At 54.7% G+C, this 23,846-nt stretch carries 25 protein-coding genes; 14 read left to right on the top strand and 11 right to left on the bottom strand.

From position 1 onward, the window contains the following. Positions 1 to 7: 7 nt before the first annotated feature. Genes tagF through AAGR22_RS09685 form a run of 5 tightly spaced genes read left to right on the top strand, consistent with a single transcriptional unit; the run spans position 8 to position 5,120 of the window. A complete protein-coding gene (tagF, locus tag AAGR22_RS09705; RefSeq protein ID WP_345831574.1) occupies positions 8 to 706 on the top strand; it encodes a type VI secretion system-associated protein TagF in 699 nt (232 codons plus the stop codon). 38 nt (positions 707 to 744) lie between these two features. Further along, the gene (gene tagH, locus AAGR22_RS09700) at positions 745 to 1,917 is read left to right on the top strand and encodes a type VI secretion system-associated FHA domain protein TagH (protein WP_067703432.1); all 1,173 of its coding nucleotides are present in this window, start codon (positions 745 to 747) and stop codon (positions 1,915 to 1,917) included. Further along, on the top strand, positions 1,907 to 2,701 hold the full coding sequence (locus tag AAGR22_RS09695) for a PP2C family serine/threonine-protein phosphatase (RefSeq protein ID WP_067703730.1): 795 nt from the start codon (positions 1,907 to 1,909) through the stop codon (positions 2,699 to 2,701). Before tagH ends, AAGR22_RS09695 begins: the two co-directional genes overlap by 11 nt. Further along, positions 2,698 to 3,648 (top strand): hypothetical protein, encoded by a 951-nt coding sequence (locus AAGR22_RS09690; protein WP_067703429.1) that lies wholly within the window; start codon positions 2,698 to 2,700, stop codon positions 3,646 to 3,648. The genes AAGR22_RS09695 and AAGR22_RS09690 overlap by 4 nt, the downstream gene beginning before the upstream one ends. Positions 3,649 to 3,671: 23 nt before the next feature. After that, on the top strand, positions 3,672 to 5,120 hold the full coding sequence (locus AAGR22_RS09685; protein ID WP_067703426.1) for a serine/threonine-protein kinase: 1,449 nt from the start codon (positions 3,672 to 3,674) through the stop codon (positions 5,118 to 5,120). 12 nt (positions 5,121 to 5,132) lie between these two features. On the opposite strand, the gene AAGR22_RS09680 is transcribed toward AAGR22_RS09685, so the two are convergent. After that, positions 5,133 to 5,810, bottom strand: coding sequence for a gamma-glutamylcyclotransferase (locus AAGR22_RS09680; protein WP_067703423.1), 678 nt, complete (start codon positions 5,808 to 5,810; stop codon positions 5,133 to 5,135). Positions 5,811 to 6,372: 562 nt separating this feature from the next. Between AAGR22_RS09680 and AAGR22_RS09675 the strand changes: the two genes are divergently transcribed. The 3 genes from AAGR22_RS09675 to AAGR22_RS09665 are packed head-to-tail and all read left to right on the top strand — an operon-like array spanning position 6,373 to position 7,905. Beyond that, complete coding sequence (locus tag AAGR22_RS09675; protein WP_345831379.1) at positions 6,373 to 6,855, top strand: type VI secretion system tube protein Hcp; 483 nt, start codon at positions 6,373 to 6,375, stop codon at positions 6,853 to 6,855. Positions 6,856 to 6,880: 25 nt separating this feature from the next. Further along, entirely contained in the window at positions 6,881 to 7,480 is a 600-nt protein-coding gene (locus AAGR22_RS09670) for an N-acetylmuramoyl-L-alanine amidase (RefSeq protein WP_345831378.1), read from the top strand. Further along, positions 7,474 to 7,905 carry a hypothetical protein gene (locus AAGR22_RS09665; protein WP_345831377.1) on the top strand — a complete coding sequence of 144 codons (432 nt, stop codon included), beginning with the start codon at positions 7,474 to 7,476 and terminating at the stop codon, positions 7,903 to 7,905. Before AAGR22_RS09670 ends, AAGR22_RS09665 begins: the two co-directional genes overlap by 7 nt. A 156-nt stretch (positions 7,906 to 8,061) precedes the next feature. On the opposite strand, the gene AAGR22_RS09660 is transcribed toward AAGR22_RS09665, so the two are convergent. Beyond that, positions 8,062 to 9,270 carry an IS256 family transposase gene (locus tag AAGR22_RS09660; protein ID WP_345831376.1) on the bottom strand — a complete coding sequence of 403 codons (1,209 nt, stop codon included), beginning with the start codon at positions 9,268 to 9,270 and terminating at the stop codon, positions 8,062 to 8,064. 137 nt (positions 9,271 to 9,407) lie between these two features. Continuing rightward, entirely contained in the window at positions 9,408 to 9,635 is a 228-nt protein-coding gene (gene chaB / locus AAGR22_RS09655; protein WP_345831375.1) for a putative cation transport regulator ChaB, read from the bottom strand. 393 nt (positions 9,636 to 10,028) lie between these two features. Between chaB and chaA the strand changes: the two genes are divergently transcribed. Continuing rightward, on the top strand, positions 10,029 to 11,120 hold the full coding sequence (gene chaA / locus AAGR22_RS09650; RefSeq protein ID WP_345831374.1) for a sodium-potassium/proton antiporter ChaA: 1,092 nt from the start codon (positions 10,029 to 10,031) through the stop codon (positions 11,118 to 11,120). A gap of 84 nt (positions 11,121 to 11,204) precedes the next feature. Here chaA and kdsA read toward each other — a convergent pair whose 3' ends face one another. The 6 genes from kdsA to hemA form a co-directional block, all read right to left on the bottom strand. Further along, a complete protein-coding gene (gene kdsA, locus AAGR22_RS09645) occupies positions 11,205 to 12,059 on the bottom strand; it encodes a 3-deoxy-8-phosphooctulonate synthase (RefSeq protein ID WP_345831373.1) in 855 nt (284 codons plus the stop codon). An 87-nt stretch (positions 12,060 to 12,146) separates the two neighbouring features. Next, entirely contained in the window at positions 12,147 to 12,956 is an 810-nt protein-coding gene (gene sirB1 / locus AAGR22_RS09640) for an invasion regulator SirB1 (protein ID WP_067703406.1), read from the bottom strand. Next, a complete protein-coding gene (locus AAGR22_RS09635; RefSeq protein WP_067703402.1) occupies positions 12,953 to 13,351 on the bottom strand; it encodes a SirB2 family protein in 399 nt (132 codons plus the stop codon). The genes sirB1 and AAGR22_RS09635 overlap by 4 nt, the downstream gene beginning before the upstream one ends. Positions 13,352 to 13,353: 2 nt before the next feature. Beyond that, on the bottom strand, positions 13,354 to 14,196 hold the full coding sequence (gene prmC, locus AAGR22_RS09630) for a peptide chain release factor N(5)-glutamine methyltransferase (RefSeq protein WP_345831372.1): 843 nt from the start codon (positions 14,194 to 14,196) through the stop codon (positions 13,354 to 13,356). Next, complete coding sequence (gene prfA, locus AAGR22_RS09625; RefSeq protein ID WP_067703396.1) at positions 14,196 to 15,278, bottom strand: peptide chain release factor 1; 1,083 nt, start codon at positions 15,276 to 15,278, stop codon at positions 14,196 to 14,198. The genes prmC and prfA overlap by 1 nt, the downstream gene beginning before the upstream one ends. 38 nt (positions 15,279 to 15,316) lie before the next feature. Beyond that, positions 15,317 to 16,573: a glutamyl-tRNA reductase gene (hemA, locus tag AAGR22_RS09620; RefSeq protein ID WP_067703392.1), complete on the bottom strand. Its 1,257-nt coding sequence runs from the start codon at positions 16,571 to 16,573 to the stop codon at positions 15,317 to 15,319. Positions 16,574 to 16,798: 225 nt separating this feature from the next. Between hemA and lolB the strand changes: the two genes are divergently transcribed. From lolB to prs, 3 genes are all read left to right on the top strand, one after another. Then, a complete protein-coding gene (gene lolB / locus AAGR22_RS09615) occupies positions 16,799 to 17,422 on the top strand; it encodes a lipoprotein insertase outer membrane protein LolB (protein WP_345831371.1) in 624 nt (207 codons plus the stop codon). Then, positions 17,419 to 18,312 (top strand): 4-(cytidine 5'-diphospho)-2-C-methyl-D-erythritol kinase, encoded by an 894-nt coding sequence (gene ispE / locus AAGR22_RS09610; RefSeq protein ID WP_345831370.1) that lies wholly within the window; start codon positions 17,419 to 17,421, stop codon positions 18,310 to 18,312. Before lolB ends, ispE begins: the two co-directional genes overlap by 4 nt. A 131-nt stretch (positions 18,313 to 18,443) precedes the next feature. After that, a complete protein-coding gene (gene prs, locus AAGR22_RS09605; protein ID WP_156484946.1) occupies positions 18,444 to 19,391 on the top strand; it encodes a ribose-phosphate diphosphokinase in 948 nt (315 codons plus the stop codon). Positions 19,392 to 19,600: 209 nt separating this feature from the next. On the opposite strand, the gene ychH is transcribed toward prs, so the two are convergent. Beyond that, a complete protein-coding gene (gene ychH, locus AAGR22_RS09600) occupies positions 19,601 to 19,888 on the bottom strand; it encodes a stress-induced protein YchH (protein WP_067703379.1) in 288 nt (95 codons plus the stop codon). 272 nt (positions 19,889 to 20,160) lie between these two features. Between ychH and pth the strand changes: the two genes are divergently transcribed. After that, a complete protein-coding gene (gene pth, locus AAGR22_RS09595; protein ID WP_345831369.1) occupies positions 20,161 to 20,745 on the top strand; it encodes an aminoacyl-tRNA hydrolase in 585 nt (194 codons plus the stop codon). A gap of 7 nt (positions 20,746 to 20,752) precedes the next feature. On the opposite strand, the gene AAGR22_RS09590 is transcribed toward pth, so the two are convergent. Further along, positions 20,753 to 22,234 (bottom strand): SulP family inorganic anion transporter, encoded by a 1,482-nt coding sequence (locus AAGR22_RS09590; protein ID WP_067703374.1) that lies wholly within the window; start codon positions 22,232 to 22,234, stop codon positions 20,753 to 20,755. Positions 22,235 to 22,576: 342 nt separating this feature from the next. Here AAGR22_RS09590 and ychF point away from each other — a divergent pair, with 342 nt between their 5' ends. Further along, positions 22,577 to 23,668, top strand: a complete 1,092-nt coding sequence (ychF, locus tag AAGR22_RS09585; RefSeq protein ID WP_067703371.1) for a redox-regulated ATPase YchF — start codon at positions 22,577 to 22,579, stop codon at positions 23,666 to 23,668. Positions 23,669 to 23,846: the final 178 nt, after the last annotated feature.

Genomic DNA, 23,846 nt, shown 5'->3' with positions numbered 1-23,846 from the left:
CATCGCGATGTCAGAAAAATATGACCTGGGATGGTATGGCAAACTGCCTGGAACCGGTGACTTTCTGCAGCGCCGACTGTCAGCGAGCACGGTAGCAAGCTGGTCTAACTGGTTTCAGCTGGGCATGGCCCACTGGCACCAGCACAGTGAAGGGGGCAGCCAACTCTTCCGTCGCGCACCGGTATGGAATTTTGCCCTGCCCGCTACGCTGGGCGTACAGCGAATACAAATTGGCTGCCTGCTGCCCTCCTGTGACCGCGTCGGGCGCACCTGGCCGCTGTTGGCGTTACAAAGCGTACCGGTAAGCCTGTGGCATCCGGCCCAGCTGGCCGTCTCCGGTGAGTGGTTCCGAACGCTGGGGGAAACCCTTTATCAGGGCGTGGTCCAGTCGGCTTCCCCCGATCTGCTGGAAGCCGCGCTTTCCACATTAACGCCGCTGGCCCTTCCCGATACCGGTCGTTCGGATATTATGGACGTGCTTGGCTATCAGGATCTGCCCTGCACGCTGGCATGGCGCGAGGTCGCCCTCCGTTTTGATCCGATGCAGTACACCAGCTACTGGTGGACAAACCAGAGCGATGGATATCCGCTGGCCAGCCATAAGCACAGCGGCAATCTGACCGCCCAATTATTTTCGCAACTGTTCGACCCGGACGCCGTGGCGCAGCCGGGTCGAAATGGACTCTATCCACCGATGTTTGAGTAATGTTAGCTGGCCTTATGGCCCTGGCTCAGGAAAAGCGAATGCGATTTACCATTGTTGAAAGCCGCACCGAGGTCCCCGTTACCGCCTGCGAATTTGTTTCGCCCGGCGGAACGATTGGGCGCAGCGCCGATAACGATCTTGTGCTGCCCGATGCCGATCGTGCGATATCGCGCCTGCAGGCGGTGGTGCAGGTTACCTGCAACGGCGAGTGTCGTCTGACTAATCACGGCAGCGTGATTGCCGTGCTGCACAACCATATGCCGCTGGCGCGCGGCAGTCAGACGACGCTTCAGCATGGCGATCTGCTGGGTATTGGTGATTATCAAATCGCCGTCTGTGACCCGGCCCGCGAGCATGAAGAACCCCAAAACCCTCTCGACCCGCTCTCATTATTTACCCCCCTCAACGAATCCGGCGACGATCCGCTGGGCATTCTGGAAGACGAAGCGCCGATCGTCATTCATCCTGCCGATACCTTAAGTCCCGAGCAGCTGGCTGCCCGTATGAACCGACAGCACTCCGCCCGGCTGGGTATTGATCCGGTCAGCCATACCCCTCCTCCAGCCGGGCATTATCCTGCTCAGGGTAACGAGCAGCGCCTGCTGGCCGCACTTATGGAGGGTATGGGGCTGGATTATGGCCCGGGTAAAAGCCAGGTGACCGAGGATCAGATGCGCATTACCGGCCGTATGCTCAGCCTGTTTTCGCAGGGGACGGTCGCGCTGCTCTCATCGCGTTCGATCCTCAAGCGGGGCGTAAAAGCCGAGATGACCATGATCCTCAACGAAGCCAACAACCCGTTTAAGATCCTGCCTTCCGGTAAAACGGTCCTGATGCAGATTTACCAGAGCCAGATGCCGGGCTTTATGCCGCCTGAACAGGCGGTCAGGGATGCGCTGGTCGATTTACAGGCGCACCAGCTGGGAATGATTGCCGGCATCAGAGCGATCATTGCCGCCATGCTGCAATCGTTCAATCCTCAGCGCCTGGAGGAGAATGCGAAACGCGACGGTAATCTCTCGCGCATGGGCCTCAGCATCACCCGCAAAGCAGCGATGTGGGATTATTTCATGCGCCATTATCAAAAGACCTCAGGTGAGGTTGAAGATGATTTCCATACGCTTTTCGGTGAAGCGTTCCTTCAGGCGTATGATATGGAAGTTAATCAGTATAAAGACTCGCAAATTCAAGCGGATGAAAATGAACATTAATTTTGCCTCGACCTCGCAAACGGGTGCGCGCGAAACCAATCAGGATGAAACCGGCGCGTTGCCGGGTGAGCACCGCGCCTGTTTTCTGGTCTGCGATGGCGTGGCAGGGAATGAAGGTGGCGGTAAAGCGGCTGAGCTTGCCCGGGATGCCCTGCTTACTCAATTAGCCGTTGATGCACCGCTTAACCCGGAAGAGACCGCAGGCTGGATCGCTATCGCCGAGCAGGCCATCCACCAGGCGCAGCAGAATAATCCGAATTTTGCGCATATGAGTACCACCCTCGCGGCGTTGTTTATTGATCGTGATGACCCGCGCGCATGGTGGGTGCATGCCGGGGATAGCCGCATTTATCACTTCCGCCGGGGATTTATTCATCGGGTCACGCGCGACCATAGTCTGGTGCAACAGATGAAGGATGCGGGCTATGAAAATACCGGAATTAACAGTAATTTACTTTATAATGCGCTCGGCGTAGCGGGAAGTCAGCCGGTAAGCTACAGCGAGGTGATGCCGCTTGAGGATGGCGACGTTTTTTTACTCTGTACCGATGGTTTCTGGTGCAGCCTGACATCCCAGGAGATGGAGCAGGCCCTGCGCATGGTGAACTCTCCGCAGGAGTGGCTGGCGCTGATGCAGAAAGCGATCAATCGCAGTGAGAAAAATGACAATTTGAGCGCCGTTGCGGTGTGGGTCGGCTCACCCCAGGAAACCACCCTTTTTCAATCCATGGCGGATTCCGCTCGTTTTCTACCGCCGCGTAAGTCACAACAAGGAACGCTATGAAATTTTGGTTGCCCGCCACCCTGATAGTGTTATTTGCTGCCACTGCACAGGCAGAGGATTATCGCGCGGTTTACTCGCCCAGTCTCGCGCTGGAGGTGTATATCGACAACGTTGACAGCAACGCACCTGAAGACTGGTGTCATGAGAATATTCATCTGCGTATCGTCTCAGGCAAGGCCAGCGAGTCCAGCGTGCTGAACACCTTTCTGCCCAGGGTAGGCAATCTGCTACAGAACCAGTGTAGCAAGCTTCTTGAGCTTCCCTGGCAGATGACCACAGAGACCGGGGCCGTTCTGGCTACGGGAACGGCGGCAAAGGAGCAGAAATGGCACCCTATCGTGCTGGCGGACGGCACCCCTGCGGCAACTGCCGGTAACGCCGAGCCGCTGGACCTGTCGCAGCCGGCCAACGCCGAGCCTTTACAGCACTTTGACCTGCCCGGCGGCTGTCATTTCCGCACCTGGTGGGACAAAAACGGCCAGTCGCTGTTTATACCGGATGGTAAAGGCCTGCGCTGCCCCGCCCAGGGGTGGCTGGAAGGAAAAAGTGAGCTGACTCTCACTCATGACGGTAAAAATGAGCGGGTAAACGTGGAGTTTTACGAGGGCTTTCCGCTGCAAAATATTCATCCGGCGGCGGGATCGCTGGATATCACTGCCGCCAATAACCAGCGGCTGGTTGTCAGCAGGAAAGGTGCGCCGGACAGCTGGCTGCTGCTGCCCTTTGATACGGCACACCATGTCTGGTCATTTGATGGCACCCTGCTGGTGAAGATGGACAGACGCCAGGCAACGGATGCGGGTGCAGTCAGGACGCGCGTGGAAACTATGCGTAAAGCCTGGGCTGCGATTATCGATCCGAAAACAAAAGTTACCGTGCTGCTGGTTGATGACCTGCATGCCGATCTGGCCGATCCGGCAATTGGTGCCTGGCGCACCGTTAACTGACCCGCACTTAGAGAGTGGTTACTATGTCGGCGAACGAAAAGACAAAAAATGTGCCCAGCGCCCTTCCGGCGGGCCACCGTTTTAACGAGTTTGAGATTAAAGAAGTGATTGGCGGGGGCGGCTTTGGGATTGTCTATCGCGCATGGGATCACCTGCTTGAACGCACCATTGCAATAAAGGAATATTTGCCGATCTCTCTCGCTTCGCGCGGGGAAGATTTAGAGATTGTTCTGCGGGGCGAGCGCTATCAGAAACTTTTTGCCGCTGGCCTGAGCAGCTTTATACGCGAAGCCCGCCTGCTGGCGCGCTTTAACCATCCTGGCCTGCTGCACGTCCTGCGCTTCTGGGAGGAGAACGGCACCGCCTACATGGGGACGCTGTACTACAGCGGCACCACGCTGAAAGCCTGGCAGTCGGCCAGACCGGAGTCGATTGATGATGCCTGGATACGGCATCTGCTGCCGCCGCTGTTTGGCGCGATCAATACCCTGCATCAGGGCGGATTTCTGCATCGGGATATCTCGCTGGATAATATCCAAATCCAGGATAACCAGCTGCCGGTGCTGCTGGACTTCGGCTCGGCCCGAAAAGAAATTGGTAACCTCTCCGACCAGACCGAAATTATGCTTAAGCCGGGCTACGCGCCCATTGAGCAGTACAGCGAGGAGAGTGACAGCGACCAGGGGCCGTGGACCGATATCTATGCGCTGGGTGCCGTACTGCATACGCTGGTCACCGGAGCGCCGCCGCCGGTTAGCGTGGTGCGCTGTATTGAGGACCGCTATCAGCCGCTGACGCAGCTGCGCCCGGCGGGCTTTTCCCTGTCGCTGCTCAATGCCATTGATCGGGCGCTGATGATGAAACCCCAGGACAGGCCGCAGTCAATTGATGAACTCGCCGCCCTGATTGAGTTACCGGTCAGCACCGTCGAAGAGCTGGTTTGCGCGCCGTCGCACCTGACGCTGGCAGACGAGATATTTGAGCCGCTGCCGGATGCGGAACCCGAACCGGTAGCCGTGGCGATCAACCCGGCTGCGCGGCCAGTGACGGCAGATACCCCGCAGAGGATCCGCAAGCTGTCCAGGCCGCTGCTGATCCTCTGCGGCGTTGCCGTGGTGGCGGTGGTGGCGCTGGTTTCTATGCTCAACCAAAGCGGGCCGACAGAGCGCGCTGAACAGTCTGCTTTCCCCTCGGGGACCGAATCCTCTTCCCAGGCTGCCAGCGCGTCTGCCACTGCCTCAGTGCCCCACTCCGCCCCCATGCTGGCGACGGTTTATCTGAGGCTGGCCCATGGCGAGACCGTGATGCTAAACGGCGCGCCGGTAGACGTTAAGCCCAATAATAGCGGCTACGCCTCGCTCAACCTGGCGGCGGGCCATTATAAAATTGAGGTGCATTCCGGCGAAGGCGTTCATGCTCAGCAACTGGAGATCGATCGCGCAGGCACCTGGCTGATTAATCCCGGAGGGTGACTGGGGGTGGGGTTAACCCACCCGCCCGACGTGGCACTGCTGTAGCTCACGAACGCGCTGAACCAGACCGGTCAGGCAGTCGTCATAGAGGCCGCGCTTGTTCAGTTCCTGCTCAAGTGAAAACAGGTATTGCGCATTGCTCCCCAGTGGGCCGCTGGCCTGGGCGATCAGCGGCGCGGTGGTCGTGGGGCAGGTATCGGACTCGTACAGCGCATGGCGCGGATCCATTACGAAGGCCAGCGCGGTGACCCGACGCCCATCGTTAAGCGCCAGTTCGCACCAGGTGGGCAGGTAGCAGCCCGTCACCATTTCACGCTTCCAGAGCAGCGTCAGCTCTTCATGCAGCGTCTCTTCCGGCAGCCTGAACGCCACTCCCGTCGTCTGGCCACCATCCTTCAGGGCCAGCATGCGTCCGGGCTGCGTGGCCGTCCCTCGCCCTGCGGTAAGGCGCAGGCAAAAGGCACGATGCCAGCCGCGTAGCGTGCCTTCCGCCGTCTCTTCTGACTCAAAAATAGGGTTCCACATCAGCGAGCCATAGCCAAAAATCCATACCGGGCTGTGGTCGGGGCGACAGGCCAGTGTGGCGGCCAGCGAAGCAGCCCGCTGTTCGCAGGTCCATAACAACGATTCTTCAATGGTGCCAAAAGCCGTTTTACAATCCGCCTTTAATAAGAAATCCCGCGTCAACATAGACCTTCTCCCCTGCCCGTGAGCATCAATGCTGCATGATATGCTCAATGCTTTAACTATGAATAATTAACCCACTTATCGTTTGGTTATGAACACTGACCCTATGTCATTCAGACTTTGCAATCAAGGGTGATGGTCATCACAAAAGTAAATCTTTCAATACTGAGATCATCGGCAGCACTAAGGCAAACTTAAGCGCCCGGTTGCCGGGCGGCTTCTGAGTGTCGCTGAAGGGCGTTAAAGCGCACTGTTTCGCATAATGGATGCAATGCTGGGGTATAGATCCGTTCAGTCATATAGCGTTTTCACTGGTCAGAAGCGCGTTCACTACCTGTTTTGTTTCTGTGCTGAGCGCCGGAAAATAATATCAACCCGCCGCTGCCAGTCTGCCGATAACGCTTTACTGATTATTTTCTGAACGGTAGAGTGTCCCGGACAGAGGGAAATGTTTTTCACGTGCTGGCAACCTTTGCTGAATTCGAAGGCGATCTGATACGCCTGCGAACCCGAAAGGAATGGCAACAGCATGGGTAAATTATTATATATACAAGGATGAAGGATCATGGCTCAGGGTATTTTTATAAAATTTAATGGTATCGATGGAGAATCTCAGGATTTCACACACAAAGGGGAGATCGAGATACTAAACTGGGACTGGTCTGTTAGTCAGACATTGAATATGCATTCGGGCAGTGGCGGTGGTACGGGAAAATGTACTTTTGATGACCTTCATTTTGAACACTATATTGACAAATCCAGCCTCAACCTTCTTCAATTTTGCCTGACCGGAAAATATATTCCTGAAGCGCTTATGACTATACGCAAAGCCGGATGCTCACATCTGGAGTTTCTGCGCCTTACGCTTCAGGATATTCTTATCACTGGAGTGCATCCCGTTTACTACAATACCATGCGCGTACCGCGCGAGGCTGTAAGTCTGACTTTCTCCAGAGTAGCAATGGATTATATTCTGCAGAATGCAGTGGGAAATGCCGCAGGTACGATTTCCTCAGAGTATGACATTAAAGCCAATACGGTAATTTAACTACTGGTAATACAAGGAAGGATAAATGTTATTCATTGATGAAAATGGTTTAATGGATGCGGAACGTATTATTGTAAAGCGATTCATTACGATAGAGCGCTCAAAAATGGATAAAGTTAACGGGATTGTTGTACATCAGACGGGAGGCTCCACTGCAGAAAGCTCTTTTAATAGTTATAAAAATACGGGTGCAAACGGAGCTCATTTCCTGATAGATAAAGATGGTACTAATTACCAGATAGCTTCTGTATTTAAAGTCACCAACCATGTCGGTAAGATAAGATCCAGGTGTTATATGGAAAAGACATGCACACCTTCAGCATTTACCACATTAAACCCGCTACTTAATAAGTATAAACAACTCTCCCGGTTAGAACAGAAGAAGCCTTATCCGGAAAGATACCCTGCTAACGGTGACTCTCCGGGAATAGAAATTGTAGGGAAACCCACTTCAGGAGAAGGGGAAAACGCAGTTTATGAAAAAGTATGTGATGCACAAAACCGCTCTTTAAGATGGCTCATAGCTGAACTTACTGACACGCTGAAAGTATCAATGACTGAAATCTTCAGACATCCAGAAGTATCATATAAAGTTAAGACAGAAGCAGGTACAGCCCGATGGTAAAAGAAATACTTTCCATATTGGGTTTGATTTTTACCATGAATGTGGCTTTTGCAGACCATACTGCAACCAGGACAATAATAAAAATCAAAATTCACGAAACAGGAAAAAGTGAAGATGAGTCAGAAAATGTGAAGGAGGGTTGCCGTGTTTTTAAAATCACAGAAAAAGATGTGGGAGAATTCTTTTCTTATGCCTATCCTGTGCCTCTGAATTTCACTACCCATGAACGTTACTCCCCCTGTTATGCTAAGGGAACCATTGAGTTTAGCAACAATACCCGTGGTAAATGGAAGATTGACTCCAGTGGAGGCGGAACACTACTCTGGGATACGGGTGATGTAGCAACGTTATTTTATAATAACTATAAGTGGACAGATCCTTTTGAGGGAACATACACGTCTGAGGATGAATCCAGTCCAGAATAGAAAGTCAGGTTGTTATAATTAAAGTACGTCTCAACAGACGTACTTTAATTTCTGAGTGATTCAAGATATTAACATGATTTGACGGAGCTACAGTGAAGTAAACAGTAGCAACTTTCTGGCAGAGCCTGTAAATAATTCTGTGTAACTGCCACCACATTAAAGGTGATCGCTCAGGCGGTCACCGAACTCGATAATAAAGCGACTCATCGCCAGCCGCCAGTTTCGGATCGGCATATTCCATTTTTTTGAAGCATCCCCGATCGCCAGATAAATGACTTTCCGCACCGAGTCATCCGTCGGGAACACCTTGCGTTTCTTTATTGCCTGACGGATCACGCTGTTCAGCGATTCGATGGCGTTCGTAGTGTAAATAGCTTTACGGATATCCGGTGGATAATTGTAAAACGTATTGAGATTTTCCCAGTGTGCATACCAGCTTTTACTGATTTGCGGGTATTTATCGTCCCAGCCCCCTGCGAACTGCTCCAGAGCCATTAACGCCGCCTCTTCTGTTGGAGCCTGATATACCGCTTTCAGCCCGCCAGTCACGGCTTTGTAGTCCTTCCACGACACGTATTTCAGGCTGTTACGCACCATGTGAATAATGCACAGCTGGATATGCGTTTGGGGATAAACGCTGTTTATCGCATCCGGGAAGCCCTTCAGACCGTCCACGCAGGCAATCAGGATATCCTGAAGGCCCCGGTTTTTAAGCTCCGTCAGCACGCTGAGCCAGAACTTTGCGCCTTCGTTTTCTGCCAGCCACATGCCCAGGAGCTCTTTCTGGCCTTCGGTATTAATGCCCAGTGCGAGGAAGACGGCTTTATTAATCACGCTACCACCGTGGCGAACTTTTACAACAATACAGTCAAGATAAACAATGGGATAAAGTGCATCCAGGGGGCGATTCTGCCACTCTGTGACCTGCTCTTTAACCGCATCGGTGACTTTAGAAATCAGCGTGGGTGAAACATCCGCGTCGTACATCTCTTTGAAGGTGGCGACGATTTCTCGCGTGGTCATGCCTTTGGCGTACAGGGACAAAATCTGGCTGTCCATCTGGGTGATACGTGTCTGATTTTTCTTTATCAGTTGCGGTTCGAAGGTGCTTTCACGATCGCGTGGCGTACTGATTTCAATCTCACCATCATCACAAAGCAAGGTTTTTGACGAGTAGCCATTACGGGTATTGGAGCCTGTTTTGGGGGCGTTCTTCTCGTGGCCGATGTGATCAGTCAGCTCAGCATTAAGCGCTGTTTCAACGGTAAGCTTTGTCAGCATACGGGAAAACTGATTGAGATCGGCTTCGGTTTTAAGGCCTTTAGCCAGTTCAGTCGCAAGGGCCCTGAGTTTCTTTTCGTCCATAATTTGCCTGTCTCCGTTGTTGGAGTGAAGATATCAAAAACAGGCAGATACACAATTTAAATTACAGACTCTTCTGGCAGCTTCCTGCTTACAACCCCTTCACACTCCACCTGTCCCCTGCTCCAGGTTTGGCCGTATTACTTCTTATGCCACTTATCGTCATCACCCTTTTGATACTGGTGCTTTACCGCAGCCCAGGCAACTTTATGTGCGACCTCTTCCTGAGACTCATCGCCGCGACGCTCTTTTTTATCCTTATACTCTTCCCAGGCGCTGTTAAAGGCTGCCTGATAAATGTCCTGCGCATGTGCGGGCAGCACATTTTTAACGCTATCCGGCAGGGACGAACGGGTTTTATATGGCATTGGTGATCTCCTCTTTTATCACTGTTACCAGCCTGGTATCGATCCTGTCAGATCGCCATTTAGTGCTTTACAGGCCGTTAAGCTTCTAAAACCGATAAAGCCCGCAACACGGGTACAAACCACGGCTGAAAAAGCATTTTTTCTGCGTATAATTCGCAACAAATAATTTTAATATCCGATTAGATACAGTGAGATAAGATGCCAGACCGCAAAAATAACGCCTTCAACTAAAAAAAGTGCCATTCGGTAATATTTCGTAAAATATTAGGTAATTTACCCCGTCAGGCCTTATACTGCGACCGCTTGTATTATCACCACTTATTACCATTATTGTAGAAGCTTACGCAGCCATTGCCTCCCGGGTTAACCATTAAATAAAAGGGTCAAATGCCTATGAGTTCGAACGACAGCGGCAAAACACGCCACACCGAGTACTCGCTTATTCTTCCCCTCGCCGCGCTGGCCGTACTCTGGTTTTGGGGTGCATCAGGTTCACTATCCGTTGTGGTAGGAATTAACCTGCTGGCGCTGGTCGCCATCCTGGGCAGCGCCTTTAGCGTGGTGCGTCACGCTGACGTGCTTGCCCACCGACTGGGTGAACCCTACGGCTCCCTGATCCTCAGCCTGTCGGTAGTCATTCTTGAAGTTAGCCTGATTTCAGCCCTGATGGCGACGGGTGATGCCGCGCCCGCGCTGATGCGCGACACGCTTTACTCAATCATCATGATTGTGACCTGTGGACTGGTGGGGGCCGCGCTGCTGCTGGGGGGGCGTAAATTTGCGACCCAGTATGTCAATCTGGCCGGGGTGAAGCAGTATCTGATCGCCATTTTTCCACTGGGTATTCTGGTGCTGGTGTTTCCTAACGCGCTGCCCGGCGGAAACTTTACGCCGGGACAGGCGCTGTTAATCTCAGCCCTTTCTGCGGCGATGTATGGCGTATTCCTGCTGATCCAGACCAAGACCCATCAGAGCCTGTTTGTTTACGAGCATGAAGACGAGGGCGACGATCCCCATCATGGCAAGCCTTCAGCCCACTCCAGCCTGTGGCATACCCTCTGGCTGATTGTCCATCTGGTCGCGGTCATTGCGGTCACCAAGATGAATGCCAACACGCTGGAATCACTGCTAACCGAATTACATGCGCCTGAGCAGTTTACCGGCTTCCTGGTCGCGCTGCTTATCCTCTCCCCCGAAGGGCTGGGCGCAATCAAAGCCGTGCTGGCAAATCAGGTGCAGCGCGCCATGAATCTCTTCTTTGGTTCCGTGCTGGCGACTATCTCTCTGACCGTACCGGCCGTCACCATTATCGCTACCCTCACCGGTCAGCAGCTGATATTTGGGCTTGAGTCATCGCAAATGGTGGTGATGGTTGCCGCCCTGCTGCTGTGTCAGATCTCTTTCTCGACCGGACGAACCAATGTACTGAACGGCGCGGCACACCTGGCGCTGTTTGTGGGGTATCTGATGACCATTATGCTGTAGCGGTAAGGAAGGGATGTAAAGCTTCTGAAGCGCGGGAACGTGCACAATAAAGCGGGCTCCGGGATGGAGCCCGCTTTATTTCAACTAGCTGCTGGTATCCAGCGCGGGGAAGTTCTTCACCAGATCGTCGATAGCTTTAATCTGTGCCAGGAATGGCTCAAGCTTATCAAGCGGCAGCGCTGACGGGCCGTCGCATTTTGCATTAGCCGGATCCGGGTGCGCTTCAATAAACAGACCTGCCAGACCCACGGCCATGCCAGCACGGGCCAGTTCGGTGACCTGACCACGACGGCCACCAGACGCGGAGCCAAAGGGGTCACGACACTGGAGCGCATGGGTAACGTCAAAAATCACCGGGCTGCCGTTAGAGACCTGCTTCATAACGTTAAAGCCGAGCATATCCACAACCAGGTTATCGTAGCCAAAGTTGGCACCGCGATCGCACAGGATCACCTGCTCATTGCCGCCCTCGGCAAACTTCTCAACAATATTCCCTATCTGCCCGGGGCTGACGAACTGCGGTTTCTTCACGTTGATCACCGCGCCGGTTTTCGCCATGGCTTCTACCAGATCGGTCTGACGGGCAAGGAAGGCGGGCAGCTGGATAACATCCACCACGTCCGCCACGGCCTGCGCCTGGCTGGCTTCATGCACGTCGGTAATGATTTTCACGCCAAACGCCTGCTTCAGCTCCTGGAAAATTTTCATCCCCTCTTCCAGACCTGGCCCACGGTAGGAGCGAATGGAGGAGCGGTTGGCCTTATCAAAAGAGGCTTTAAAAACGTAAGGAATACCCAGCTTCTGCGTAACGGTGACGTAATGCTCGCAAATACGCATCGCCAGATCGCGCGATTCCAGCACGTTCATACCACCAAACAGGACGAACGGCAGATCGTTACCGACCCTGATATCACCAATGTTAACCACTTTTTGTTTCATGTAATCGCCTTATCCATGCAGAAAATAGTCGCCCGTCACTTTCACACAGTCGCGCGCTGGCACCCGGGTGACGGCGGCAAAAACAGATTAGTGCAGCGTAATCTGCTTTTGTTCAATTGAGTGGATCTGTAGCTTAATCATTTCGCTAACCGGATCTTCCGGGCACTGTTCAACAAAATAGGCCAGATCGTTTAGCGCAATATGTTCGCAATCCAGCTGGGCAAAAATCAGCCCGCGATCGCGGATTTCATAGGGATCTTCCGGATCCATCTGCACCAGCACCTGGCTGACCTGCAGCGCCAGCTCCATCTGCTTCTCTTCCATCAGCGCCGACTTTAAGGTGTCCAGCATTTTGCTTAACACCAGATGCGACTCCGCTTCCTGCAGATCGTCATCATACAGCTCGGCTATCGGACCAATATTCCCTTTCAGCCACACTTCCAGCGTATGTTCGCTCAGCGTTTCGCCGTCGAATGGGTTAATCAGCCACATCTCTTCATCCAGCCAGTCCGCCCGCAGGATCAGCTGCGTGGGGAAAATCACCGGCATCAGCGGCAGAGAGAGCTCTCTGGCAATATGCAGGAAAATCACCCCCAGCGACACGGCCGTGCCCTGCCGCGTTTTCAGTACATTGTCCAGCCACAGCGTATCCGACAGGCGATAAACGCCGCTCGCGCCGCCAAAACCCCATGTCTGCCAAAACAGCTCAATCAGCTTTTCCAGCTTTTGATCCTGTTCTAACTGACCCGGTAGCTGGTCGCGGGCCTCTTTCACCAGCGCAGCCAGCTGCTTATTAACGTCATCAGCAGGAAAATCGGGGCGAATCGCCTGCATCGCGGCGATCACCGCCTCACAGAGCGGAAGCGCTGTGAGATCTACATTTGCTATCGACGTCATAAAATCCCCAACAGTGGCACTTTGGTTGTAGCCAGTCTGTAAATAATCACCAGCGTCGCAACCGCCACAATAAATGCAATCCAGCGTACTTTTTGCGCCCGGGGACGCCGCCCGAGGGCCACAAATCCGAGCGCGATATAGATGATAACGCCAAACAGCTTCTCAGTCAGCCAGGCTCCCTGAGGCGTAAACGGGTAAAAATGCGTTATCACCACCAACAGAATACCTGAAAGCAACAGCAGCGTATCGTTCAGATGCGGCACGATGCGCACCCAGCGCTGCTGTAGCATCGCCGAACCGCGCTGGAGCCAGTAAAAACGCAGCACAAGCATCAGCGCGGTGATCCCCACGGTCAGAAGATGAAGGTTTTTAATCAGGCTGTACCATGCGATCATGTTTAGTTCCTCTGTAAGGGAGTCTGTGCACGGGTGACGCGGTCATTCCCGCCGTAATCCTGCAGGGTGTCCACCTGTACAAAGTGATTTTCAAGTAAAATACGCCGTACCCGCTTCGCCTGCTGCCAGCCGTGCTCAACCAGGAGCCAGCCGCCAGGGAGCAAATACCTTGCGGCCTGAGCCGCGATCAGCGCGATGTCAGCCAGGCCATTATCGTCAGCGATCAGCGCGCTGGCTGGCTCAAAGCGTACATCGCCCTGCTGCAAATGAACGTCATCGCGATCAATATAGGGTGGATTACTGACAATAAGATTGAAGTGCGACGCCTCCAGGGCGGTAAACCAGTCGCTGAGGGAAAAGGTGGCGTTGGTAATGCCCAGGCGCTGCGCATTGCATTCCGCCAGCCTGACGGCGCCAGGGATGCGATCCACACCGATGACGCGGCAGTCGGGCCGCTCGCTGGCGATAGCCAGCGCCACGGCACCTGTACCGGTGCCTAAATCAAGCACCGCCGCAGGCGTGGCAGGCAGATGCTGCAATGCCTGTTCAACCAGAAGCTCGGTGTCAGGACGGGGGATCAGCGTCTCAGGGGAAACCAGCAGGGAAAGGGACCAGAATTCGCGCTCGCCGGTCAGATACGCCACCGGCTCGCCGGCAGCCCGGCGCAGCAGCAGCGCCTCCAGCTGCGTCAGCTGCTCAGGGCTGAGCAATTGGTCGTCAAAGGCCATCAGCCAGCTGCGGGATTTGCCGGTGACAAACCCCAACAAAATTTGTGCATCGCGCTTCGCGCTGTCACTGCCCGGCAGGCGGGCGATGGCGGCGCGCAGCCACTGACGAATCTCCATCAATCCTGCTCGGACAGCGCAGCCAGCTGGTCCGCCTGATATTCCTGAACGATAGGTTCGATCAGCATATCGAGCTTACCCTGCATCGCCTCATCCAGACGGTAAAGCGTCAGGTTGATGCGGTGATCGGTAATGCGCCCCTGCGGATAGTTATAGGTGCGGTTGCGGTCCGAGCGGTCGCCGCTGCCCAGCAGGTTGCGGCGCGTGGAGGCCTCTTCCAGCTGGCGTTTGGCCATTTCCGCCGCGCGAATACGCGCACCCAGCACCGCCAGCGCTTTGGCTTTGTTTTTATGCTGGGAACGCTCATCCTGGCACTCCACCACGATGCCGGTTGGCAGGTGGGTAATACGGATGGCGGAATCGGTGGTGTTAACGTGCTGACCGCCCGCGCCCGAGGAGCGGAAGGTATCGATTTTCAGATCGCCCGGATTGATATCCGGCAGTTCTGCTTCCGGCAGCTCGGGCATAATCGCCACGGTGCAGGCGGAGGTGTGAATACGTCCCTGCGATTCCGTTTCCGGTACGCGCTGAACGCGATGGCCGCCGGATTCAAACTTCAGGCGGCCATAGGCGCCGTCGCCGATCACTTTAGCAATCACTTCTTTATAGCCGCCGTGCTCGCCTTCGTTGGCGCTCAGCACTTCTATCTTCCAGCGACGGGCTTCCGCGTAGCGGCTGTACATGCGGAACAGATCGCCTGCGAAAATCGCCGCTTCATCGCCGCCGGTTCCCGCGCGCACTTCCAGGTAGCAGTTGCGCTCATCGTCAGGGTCCTTCGGCAGCAGAAGAACCTGTAGCTCCTGCTCAAGCCCTTCGCTGGCCGCCTGCGCCTCTTTCAGCTCATCCTGAGCCATATCGCGCATTTCAGGGTCCGCCAGCATCTCTTCCGCGGTGGCGATATCATCCTGAGTCTGCTGCCAGCGACGGAAACACTGGCTCACGTCGGTCAACTGAGCATATTCCCGCGAGAGTGCACGAAAACGCTCCTGATCGGCAATTACGCCCGCATCACCCAGCATGACCTCCACTTCTTCATGGCGTTCCTGCAGGGCTTCCAGTTTGGCAACAATAGAAGGCTTCATTAATCTTGTTTTACCTTGTATTCAAAGAGGCGAAAACGCTAATCCAGCCCGAGGCTGTCGCGTAAAATCTGCAGGCGTTCGGTATCCCCATCACGGGCAGCCTGCTGAAGAGATTTTGTTGGAGCGTGGATCAAGCGGTTAGTGAGCTTATGCGCCATTTCGCGCAGCACCTGCTGAGGGTCGCCCCCCTGCGCAAGCGCGGCCAGCGCCCGCTCTTCAAGCCCGGCACGCACTTCGTCAGCCTGAGCACGATAGTCGCGGATGGTCTCAACGGCGCTTTGCGCGCGCAGCCACGACATAAACTCGCCGCTCTCCTGCAGGACTATCGTTTCGGCTTCTACCGCCGCGGCCTTACGCTGGGCCATATTACTTTCGATAATCGCCTGAAGATCATCCACGCTATAAAGATAGGCATTCGCCAGCTTGCCGACTTCCGGCTCGACGTCGCGCGGAACCGCAATATCGACCAGCAGCATGGGCTGATTGCGGCGCTGCTTAAGCGCGCGCTCAACCATGCCCTTACCGATGATCGGCAGCGGGCTGGCGGTGGAGCTGATGATAATATCGGCTTCGGCCAGACGCGAGTCGATCTCCGCCAGGCCAATCACTTCTGCCCCCACCTCGCTGGCCAGCGTCTGTGCGCGCTCACGGGTGCGGTTGGCGATAATCAGTTTCTGCACGTCATGCTGGCGAAGATGCCGGGCCGCCAGCTCAATCGTTTCGCCTGCCCCCACCAGCATGACGGTCACGGTCGCCAGGGATTCGAAAATTTGCCGCGCCAGCGTACAGGCAGCAAAAGCAACGGACACGGCACTGGCGCCGATCTCGGTTTCCGTCCGCACGCGTTTGGCGACGGAGAAGGATTTCTGGAACATTCTCTCCAGCTCGCTGGAGTGGGAGTGTCCGCGATGGGAGTCGGCATAGGCCTTCTTCACCTGCCCGAGGATCTGCGGCTCGCCCAGCACCAGCGAGTCCAGCCCGCTGGCCACGCGCATCAGATGACTGACCGCCTCATCGCCCTGATGCCAGTAGAGACTTTTGCGCACGTCATCGGCGCTCAGGCCGTGGTAGTCACACAGCCACTTCACCAGCTGTTCCTGCAGATTTTCCTGCTGCTCGACGCTTAAGTATAACTCGGTCCGGTTACAGGTAGACAGCACGACGCCGCCCTGCACCAGCGGCTGAGCCAGTAGGCTGTTAAGGGCCTGATCCAACGTCTCCGGCGAGAACGTAACGCGTTCACGCAGGGCGACGGGAGCCGTTTTATGATTTATTCCGAGTGCCAGCAACGTCATGGTGATTGGTTGGGGATATCCCACTGTTGATAGGGTTTTGTGAGGCGCATTCTACAAGATGCGCGAGATCAAGAAAAGCCATCCTTCGCCACAGGCTGTAACAAGATATAGTCATTGAGGGGCAAATAAGACAAATTGAGCATTGACCGCATGCCGTTGAGTAGATAGCGTGGACGGTTACTTTGGGCATGAACGCCCGTGATAAGTCTGAGGAGCTGACCCCCTATGTTTATGCAGAATCGCCGCCTGATGCGGCTTCTCCCGCTTGCCAGCGTCCTGCTGGCTGCCTGTAGCGTTAATAAACCCCAGGGGCCAGGGCAGAGTGTTACCTCTCCACAATGGCAACAGCACCAGCAATCCGTAGAGAAAATAACCCATTATCAAACCCGGGGCGCTTTTGCCTATCTCTCCGATAGCCAGAAAGTTTATGCCCGTTTTAACTGGCAGCAGACCGCGCCCGATCGCTATCGCCTGCTGTTGACTAACCCGCTCGGCAGCACTGAACTCCAGCTGGACGCACAGGGCAGCGTGGTACAGCTGGTGGATAACAAAGGCAAGCGCTACGTCAGCAACGATGCGGAAAAAATGATCTCGCAGCTTACCGGTATGGACATTCCATTAAACAGCCTGCGCCAGTGGATCCTCGGCCTGCCGGGCGATTCAACCGACTATGCCCTGGATGATCAGTACCGCCTGCGCCAGGTGAACTACAGCCGTAACGGTCAGAAGTGGACCGTCACCTATCAGGGATATGACAATAAACTTAATCCTACCCTGCCCTCTAATCTGGAACTCCAGGAAGGCAACCAGCGTATCAAGCTGAAGATGGACAGCTGGACGGTAAAATGAAACCTGGCGATATTCAGCCGGCGCTGAGCCGCACGACGTGGCCTGCACCCGCTAAACTCAACCTGTTTCTCTATATCACCGGCCGTCGGCCAGACGGCTATCATGACCTGCAAACGCTGTTTCAGTTTCTGGATTACGGTGACGAACTGACGTTTGAACCGAACGTTAGCGGCAAAATCAGCCTGGTCACGCCCGTTGCGGGCGTGGCCGAAGAAAATAATCTGATCTTTCGCGCGGCTTCGCTACTGAAGGAAAGCGCCCTGCAGGCAGGGCGTATTTCAACCGGGGCGGGCGTCCGAATCAGCCTTGAAAAACGGCTGCCAATGGGCGGAGGTCTGGGCGGCGGGTCGTCCGATGCGGCCACCGTGCTGGTGGCCCTGAATCATCTGTGGCAAACGGGCTATACGCCTGAGCAACTTTCGGCGCTGGGCCTGACGCTGGGCGCTGATGTGCCGGTTTTTGTTCAGGGCTTTGCCGCCTTTGCAGAAGGGGTTGGCGAACGGCTTACGCCGGTCCATCCGGAGGAGAAATGGTACCTGGTGCTGCATCCCGGCGTGAACATTTCCACCCCTGTCGTTTTCAACGATCCCGAGCTTCATCGCACCACACCCGTACGTGAAATCAGTCAGTTATTACGGGCTGATTTCAGCAATGATTGTGAGCCAGTAGTAAGAAAACGTTTTCGTGAGGTTGAACAGCTTGTTTCCTGGCTGCTAGAATACGCGCCGTCGCGCCTGACTGGAACGGGCGCTTGTGTGTTTGCCGAATTCGACACCGAGTGCTCTGCCCGCCAGGTGTTTGAGCTGGCTTCGGAAAAGTGGCCGGGGTTTGTCGCGCGAGGCGTTAATATCTCGCCGCTGCACCGCCGCCTTTCTGAGTCATCAGAGTAATTTGTCGCATCGCCCGTTCCTGATGCGCAGGCTACTCTTTACTACACCCGTATGAACCCGTCAGCGGTATACCGCCCAGTGCCGCTAACGATGTTGTTCATTCTCTGGACGCAAAGCCTGAGGTTCTTCTCGTGCCTGATATGAAGCTTTTTGCTGGTAACGCCACCCCGGAACTAGCACAACGTATTGCCAACCGCCTTTACACGAGCCTGGGCGACGCCGCCGTCGGTCGTTTCAGTGATGGTGAAGTGAGCGTACAAATCAATGAAAATGTACGCGGTGGTGATATTTTCATCATCCAGTCCACCTGTGCCCCTACCAATGACAACCTGATGGAACTGGTTGTGATGGTTGATGCCCTGCGTCGCGCTTCCGCCGGCCGTATTACCGCCGTCATCCCCTACTTTGGCTATGCCCGTCAGGATCGTCGCGTGCGTTCTGCCCGCGTCCCCATTACCGCCAAAGTGGTTGCTGACTTCCTTTCCAGCGTCGGTGTTGACCGCGTCCTGACCGTGGATCTGCATGCAGAGCAGATTCAGGGCTTCTTTGACGTCCCGGTTGATAACGTATTTGGTAGCCCAATCCTGCTGGAAGATATGCTGCAGATTGGTCTGGTGAATCCGATTGTGGTTTCCCCGGATATCGGCGGCGTGGTTCGCGCCCGTGCTATCGCTAAGCTGCTGAATGATACCGACATGGCGATCATCGACAAGCGTCGTCCGCGTGCTAACGTCTCTCAGGTGATGCACATCATCGGTGACGTGGCGGGTCGCGACTGCGTGCTGGTTGACGATATGATCGATACCGGCGGCACGCTGTGTAAGGCTGCCGAGGCGCTGAAGGAACGAGGTGCCAAACGCGTATTTGCCTACGCCACGCACCCTATTTTCTCAGGCAATGCGGTAGAAAATCTGCGTCATTCGGTGATTGATGAAGTGGTGGTTTGCGACACCATTCCGCTGCCGGAAGAGATTAAGGCGCTGCCAAACGTGCGTACCCTTACGCTCTCTGGCATGCTGGCTGAAGCGATTCGTCGCATCAGCAATGAAGAGTCTATTTCTGCGATGTTCGAGCATTAATAAACGTGGGACGGGTTCGCCCGTCCCACTTCTTTCGCGCTAGCTGAACAGCAAACGCTGATCGTCCCTGCCACCCGGTTCCCACCGGCGAATACTAATTCCCTTCAAACGCTGGCTTTTATGCCCTCCTGCCAGGACGTGATTTACAGCGCCACTTTTACGGTGAGCTATCACGACAGTTCCATAAAAACGAAGCTGTGGGGGCAGAATTACTGATGTCCGTGATGGTTGCCGGAAGGGCGACGGCAGCGCTCATCGCCATAATGGCGCACCCAGTAGTAGTGATCGGTTATCTTTTCACGTCCGCTAATGCGCGCGCCAACCAGCCACAGCAGCGCGCCGATGAAAATGCTAAGAATTGAACCTTGGATCATCAGCTGCGGCATCTGGAGCTGAGGAAGCTGGTTCAGTACGGCAAAAGCAATGCCAGCCAGCATCACCACCAAACCCAATACCATCAGCGCGTTACCCGCGTAATGTGCATGTTTACGTTTCATAATCCACCTCCAGAAGCAAAGCGGGGCAGAATCCACCCCAAAGTAAGATAAGTTTACCTAATGGATATGCAGTCTGGTGCGGGTCCGATCACATTTATTGCTTAAAGTTTGACATAACTTTACGTCTAAAGGGTTGTTTTACTATAGAAAACTTATTATCACGCAGGGCGATTAGTGTGGCTTTCGTCACATCACTGCGCGTTACTTTGAGTTCTGCCGTTCTGCCAGGTACACTAGCCCCCTGATAACGCATTCTTCAGGAACAGAGACAAGTGAGCAGCATTAAACTGATTGTGGGCCTTGCCAACCCCGGCGCCGAATATGCCGCAACCCGCCACAACGCCGGAGCCTGGTACGTTGATCTCCTGGCTGAACGACACAACCAGTCCCTAAAGGAAGAGAGCAAATTCTACGGCTACACCGCCCGCCTGAACCTGAGTGGCAACGATGTCCGCCTGCTGGTGCCCACCACCTTTATGAACCTGAGCGGTAAAGCCGTCGCCGCGATGGCAACCTTTTACCGTATCGCGCCGGAAGAGATTCTGGTAGCGCACGATGAGCTGGACCTGCTTCCCGGCATCGCAAAATTCAAACAGGGAGGCGGCCATGGCGGGCACAACGGTCTAAAGGATATCATCAGCAAGCTGGGGAACAGCCAGGACTTCCACCGCCTGCGCATTGGCATCGGGCATCCTGGCGATCGTAATAAAGTGGTGGGATTTGTACTGGGAAAACCTCAGGCCGCCGAGCAGACGCTCATCGACAGTGCGATAGATGAGGCTGCCCGCTGTACCGAGCTCTGGCTGAAGGAAGATAAGCTCAAGGCGATGAATCGCCTTCACGCGTTTAAAGCCTGATGCAATATTAGTCGCTGTCTGCGGCCACCTGATAGTTGGGGTCATCCAGCTCATGGCTGCAGAACGGGCCCGCTTTCTTCAGTAGGCTGATGCAGTCACGGCTGAGATGACGCAGCCGGACGCTGCGTCCCGCCTCCACGTAGCGGCTGGTGAGTTTATCAATCGCCTCCACGCCGCTCGAATCCATCACGCGCGTATGGGCAAAATCAATCACCACCGCCTCGCAATCCTGCTCCGGGTGAAACAATTCGTTAAAGCTGGCAGCCGAACCAAAGAATAGCGGCCCTTCAAGCCGGTACGTCTTCACGCCCTCTTCTTCCCGCTGCTCTACGATGGTAATGCGTGCATGCTGCCAGGCAAACACCAGCGCCGAGATAATCACGCCGCAGATAACCGCCATGGCCAGGTCGGTATAGATGGTCACCAGGGTAACGGCCACCATAATCACCGCGTCCGGCTTTGGCATGCGCTTAAGGCGACGCAGCGATGTCCATTCAAAGGTATTGATGCAGACCACAAACATAATACCCGCCAGCGCGGCCACCGGCAGCAGCGCGATATATTTCGACAGGCTGATAACAAACAGGATCAGCAGAACGGCCCCAACCAGATTGGAAATCCGTCCGCGACCGCCGGAGGTAAAGTTAATAATCGACTGACCGATCATCGCACAGCCGGCGAAGCTGCCGAAGAAGCCGCAAAGGGTATTGCCAATGCCCTGTGCGACGCACTCCCGGTTACCGTTGCCCTTTTTACTGCCCATATCGTCCAGTACCGCGAGGGTCAGCAGCGACTCAATCAACCCCACCAGCGCAATAATCACCGAATAGGGCAGCACCACTTTTAGCGTGGCCCAGCTCAGCGGTGCCTCCGGCAGGTGGAAAAAAGGCAGCGTGCCGGAGATATCGGCCAGATCTCCAACGCGTTTCGTATCCAGGCCAAAACCGATGGCAATGGCGCTGATAGCGATCAGCGCGGCCAGCGAACCGGGGATGACGCGGGTGAACTTTGGAAACAGCCAGACAATCAGCATCGCCAGCGCGACCAGGCCGTACATCACGGGTCCCTGATGTTTAATCATCGGGATTTGCGCCAGAGCGATAACAATCGCCAGCCCGTTCACGAAACCGTAAATCGCGGGCTGCGGCACCAGCCGGATAAACTTGCCCAGCCGGAACAGACCAATTGCCAGCTGGATAACACCGGCGAAAATCGTTGCCAGCAGCACATACTGATAGCCATGGGTTTGGATCAGACCGATCAGTACAACGATTATCGATCCGGCTGCGCCTGAAATCATGCCCGGCTTACCGCCAAAGAAGGCGGTGACCAGCCCGAGGATAAACGCGGTGTGCAGACCGATCGTGGGCGACAGACCGGCCAGCAGCGAGAAGGCCGTCGCTTCCGGGATTAGCGCCACCGAGACAACGGCACCGGCCAGCACGTCGTTTTTAACGTCCGTTGCCTTAAGGTTGCTGAAATTAAACATACTTTTTCCAATATTATTAAGTTATGCCACGCCTGCACCGGTTTAAACATTACGGTGAGAAATATCACATTTGGGGAGAGCCGTGCGGTGAAAGGAAGCACTCAGGATGGCGTAAGCAGGAAGCCCGGCATCCGCTTGCGTCTCCGTTAATTGTAAAGTCCGGTCAGTATCAGGAAATGTGAAGTGGATCTCAACTCATTTCCTGACGGGCCGGAGAGAAATCGCCCCCATCGCAGCGATAATTACGTGTATAATGCGCGGAAACTTTTAGTGTTACTCAACATCGACCGTCCGGAATCGGTTATATCTGCCGGGCGATCAAGCAATTAAGGTGATTCAAACATGGGATTCAAATGCGGTATTGTGGGCCTGCCGAACGTCGGAAAATCGACTCTGTTCAATGCGTTAACCAAAGCGGGCATCGAAGCAGCTAACTTCCCGTTCTGTACCATTGAGCCAAACACCGGCGTGGTGCCAATGCCTGATTCCCGCCTGGATAAGCTGGCTGAAATCGTTAAGCCGCAGCGTATCCTGCCGACCACCATGGAATTCGTGGATATCGCTGGCCTGGTGAAAGGTGCCTCGAAAGGTGAAGGTCTGGGTAACCAGTTCCTGACCAATATCCGCGAAACCGAAGCTATCGGCCACGTGGTACGCTGCTTCGAGAATGACAACATCATCCACGTGAATAATAAGGTCGATCCGGCTGACGATATTGACGTTATCAATACCGAGCTGGCGCTTTCTGACCTGGATACCTGCGAACGTGCGCTCCAGCGCGTGCAGAAAAAAGCCAAGGGCGGCGACAAGGACGCTAAGGCCGAGCAGGCCGCACTGGAGAAGTGTCTGCCGCACCTTTCCAATGCCGGTATGCTGCGCTCGCTGGATCTTAACGACGATGATAAAGCGGCCATCCGCCACCTGAGCTTCCTGACCCTGAAGCCCACCATGTATATTGCTAACGTTAACGAAGACGGCTTTGAGAACAATCCTTACCTCGACAAAGTGCGTGAAATCGCCGATGCCGAAGGCTCAGTGGTGGTTGCCGTGTGTGCGGCAGTTGAATCCGATATCGCCGAGCTGGACGACGCCGACCGCGAAGAGTTTATGGCCGAGCTGGGCATTGAAGAGCCAGGCCTGAACCGCGTGATCCGCGCGGGCTATGCCCTGCTGAATCTGCAAACCTACTTTACCGCAGGCGTGAAGGAAGTACGAGCCTGGACCATCCCGGTCGGCGCTACCGCTCCACAGGCCGCCGGTAAAATCCACACCGACTTCGAGAAGGGCTTTATCCGCGCCCAGACCATCGCCTATGAAGATTTCATCACCTACAAGGGTGAACAGGGCGCGAAAGAAGCCGGTAAGATGCGCTCCGAAGGCAAAGAGTACATCGTTAAAGATGGCGACGTGATGAACTTCCTGTTTAACGTCTAAATAAAATCTGCTGTCTCATGGGGTTTCGCTGAATCTCATAGCAACGGTAAAACCCTATAAAATCCACGCAATTGCGTGGATTTTTCATTTCATAACATCTCAAGTTATCTCGTAACAACGCAGTCAGAAATGAGTACATGGATGAGTACAACATTCTTCCATCTTCATGTTAAGTGAG

Source organism: Erwinia sp. HDF1-3R, assembly GCF_039621855.1.
Classification (GTDB): Bacteria; Pseudomonadota; Gammaproteobacteria; order Enterobacterales; family Enterobacteriaceae; genus Erwinia.
The sequence above is the reverse complement of the archived record's forward strand: the minus strand, read 5'-3'. Positions and strand labels throughout refer to the sequence as shown.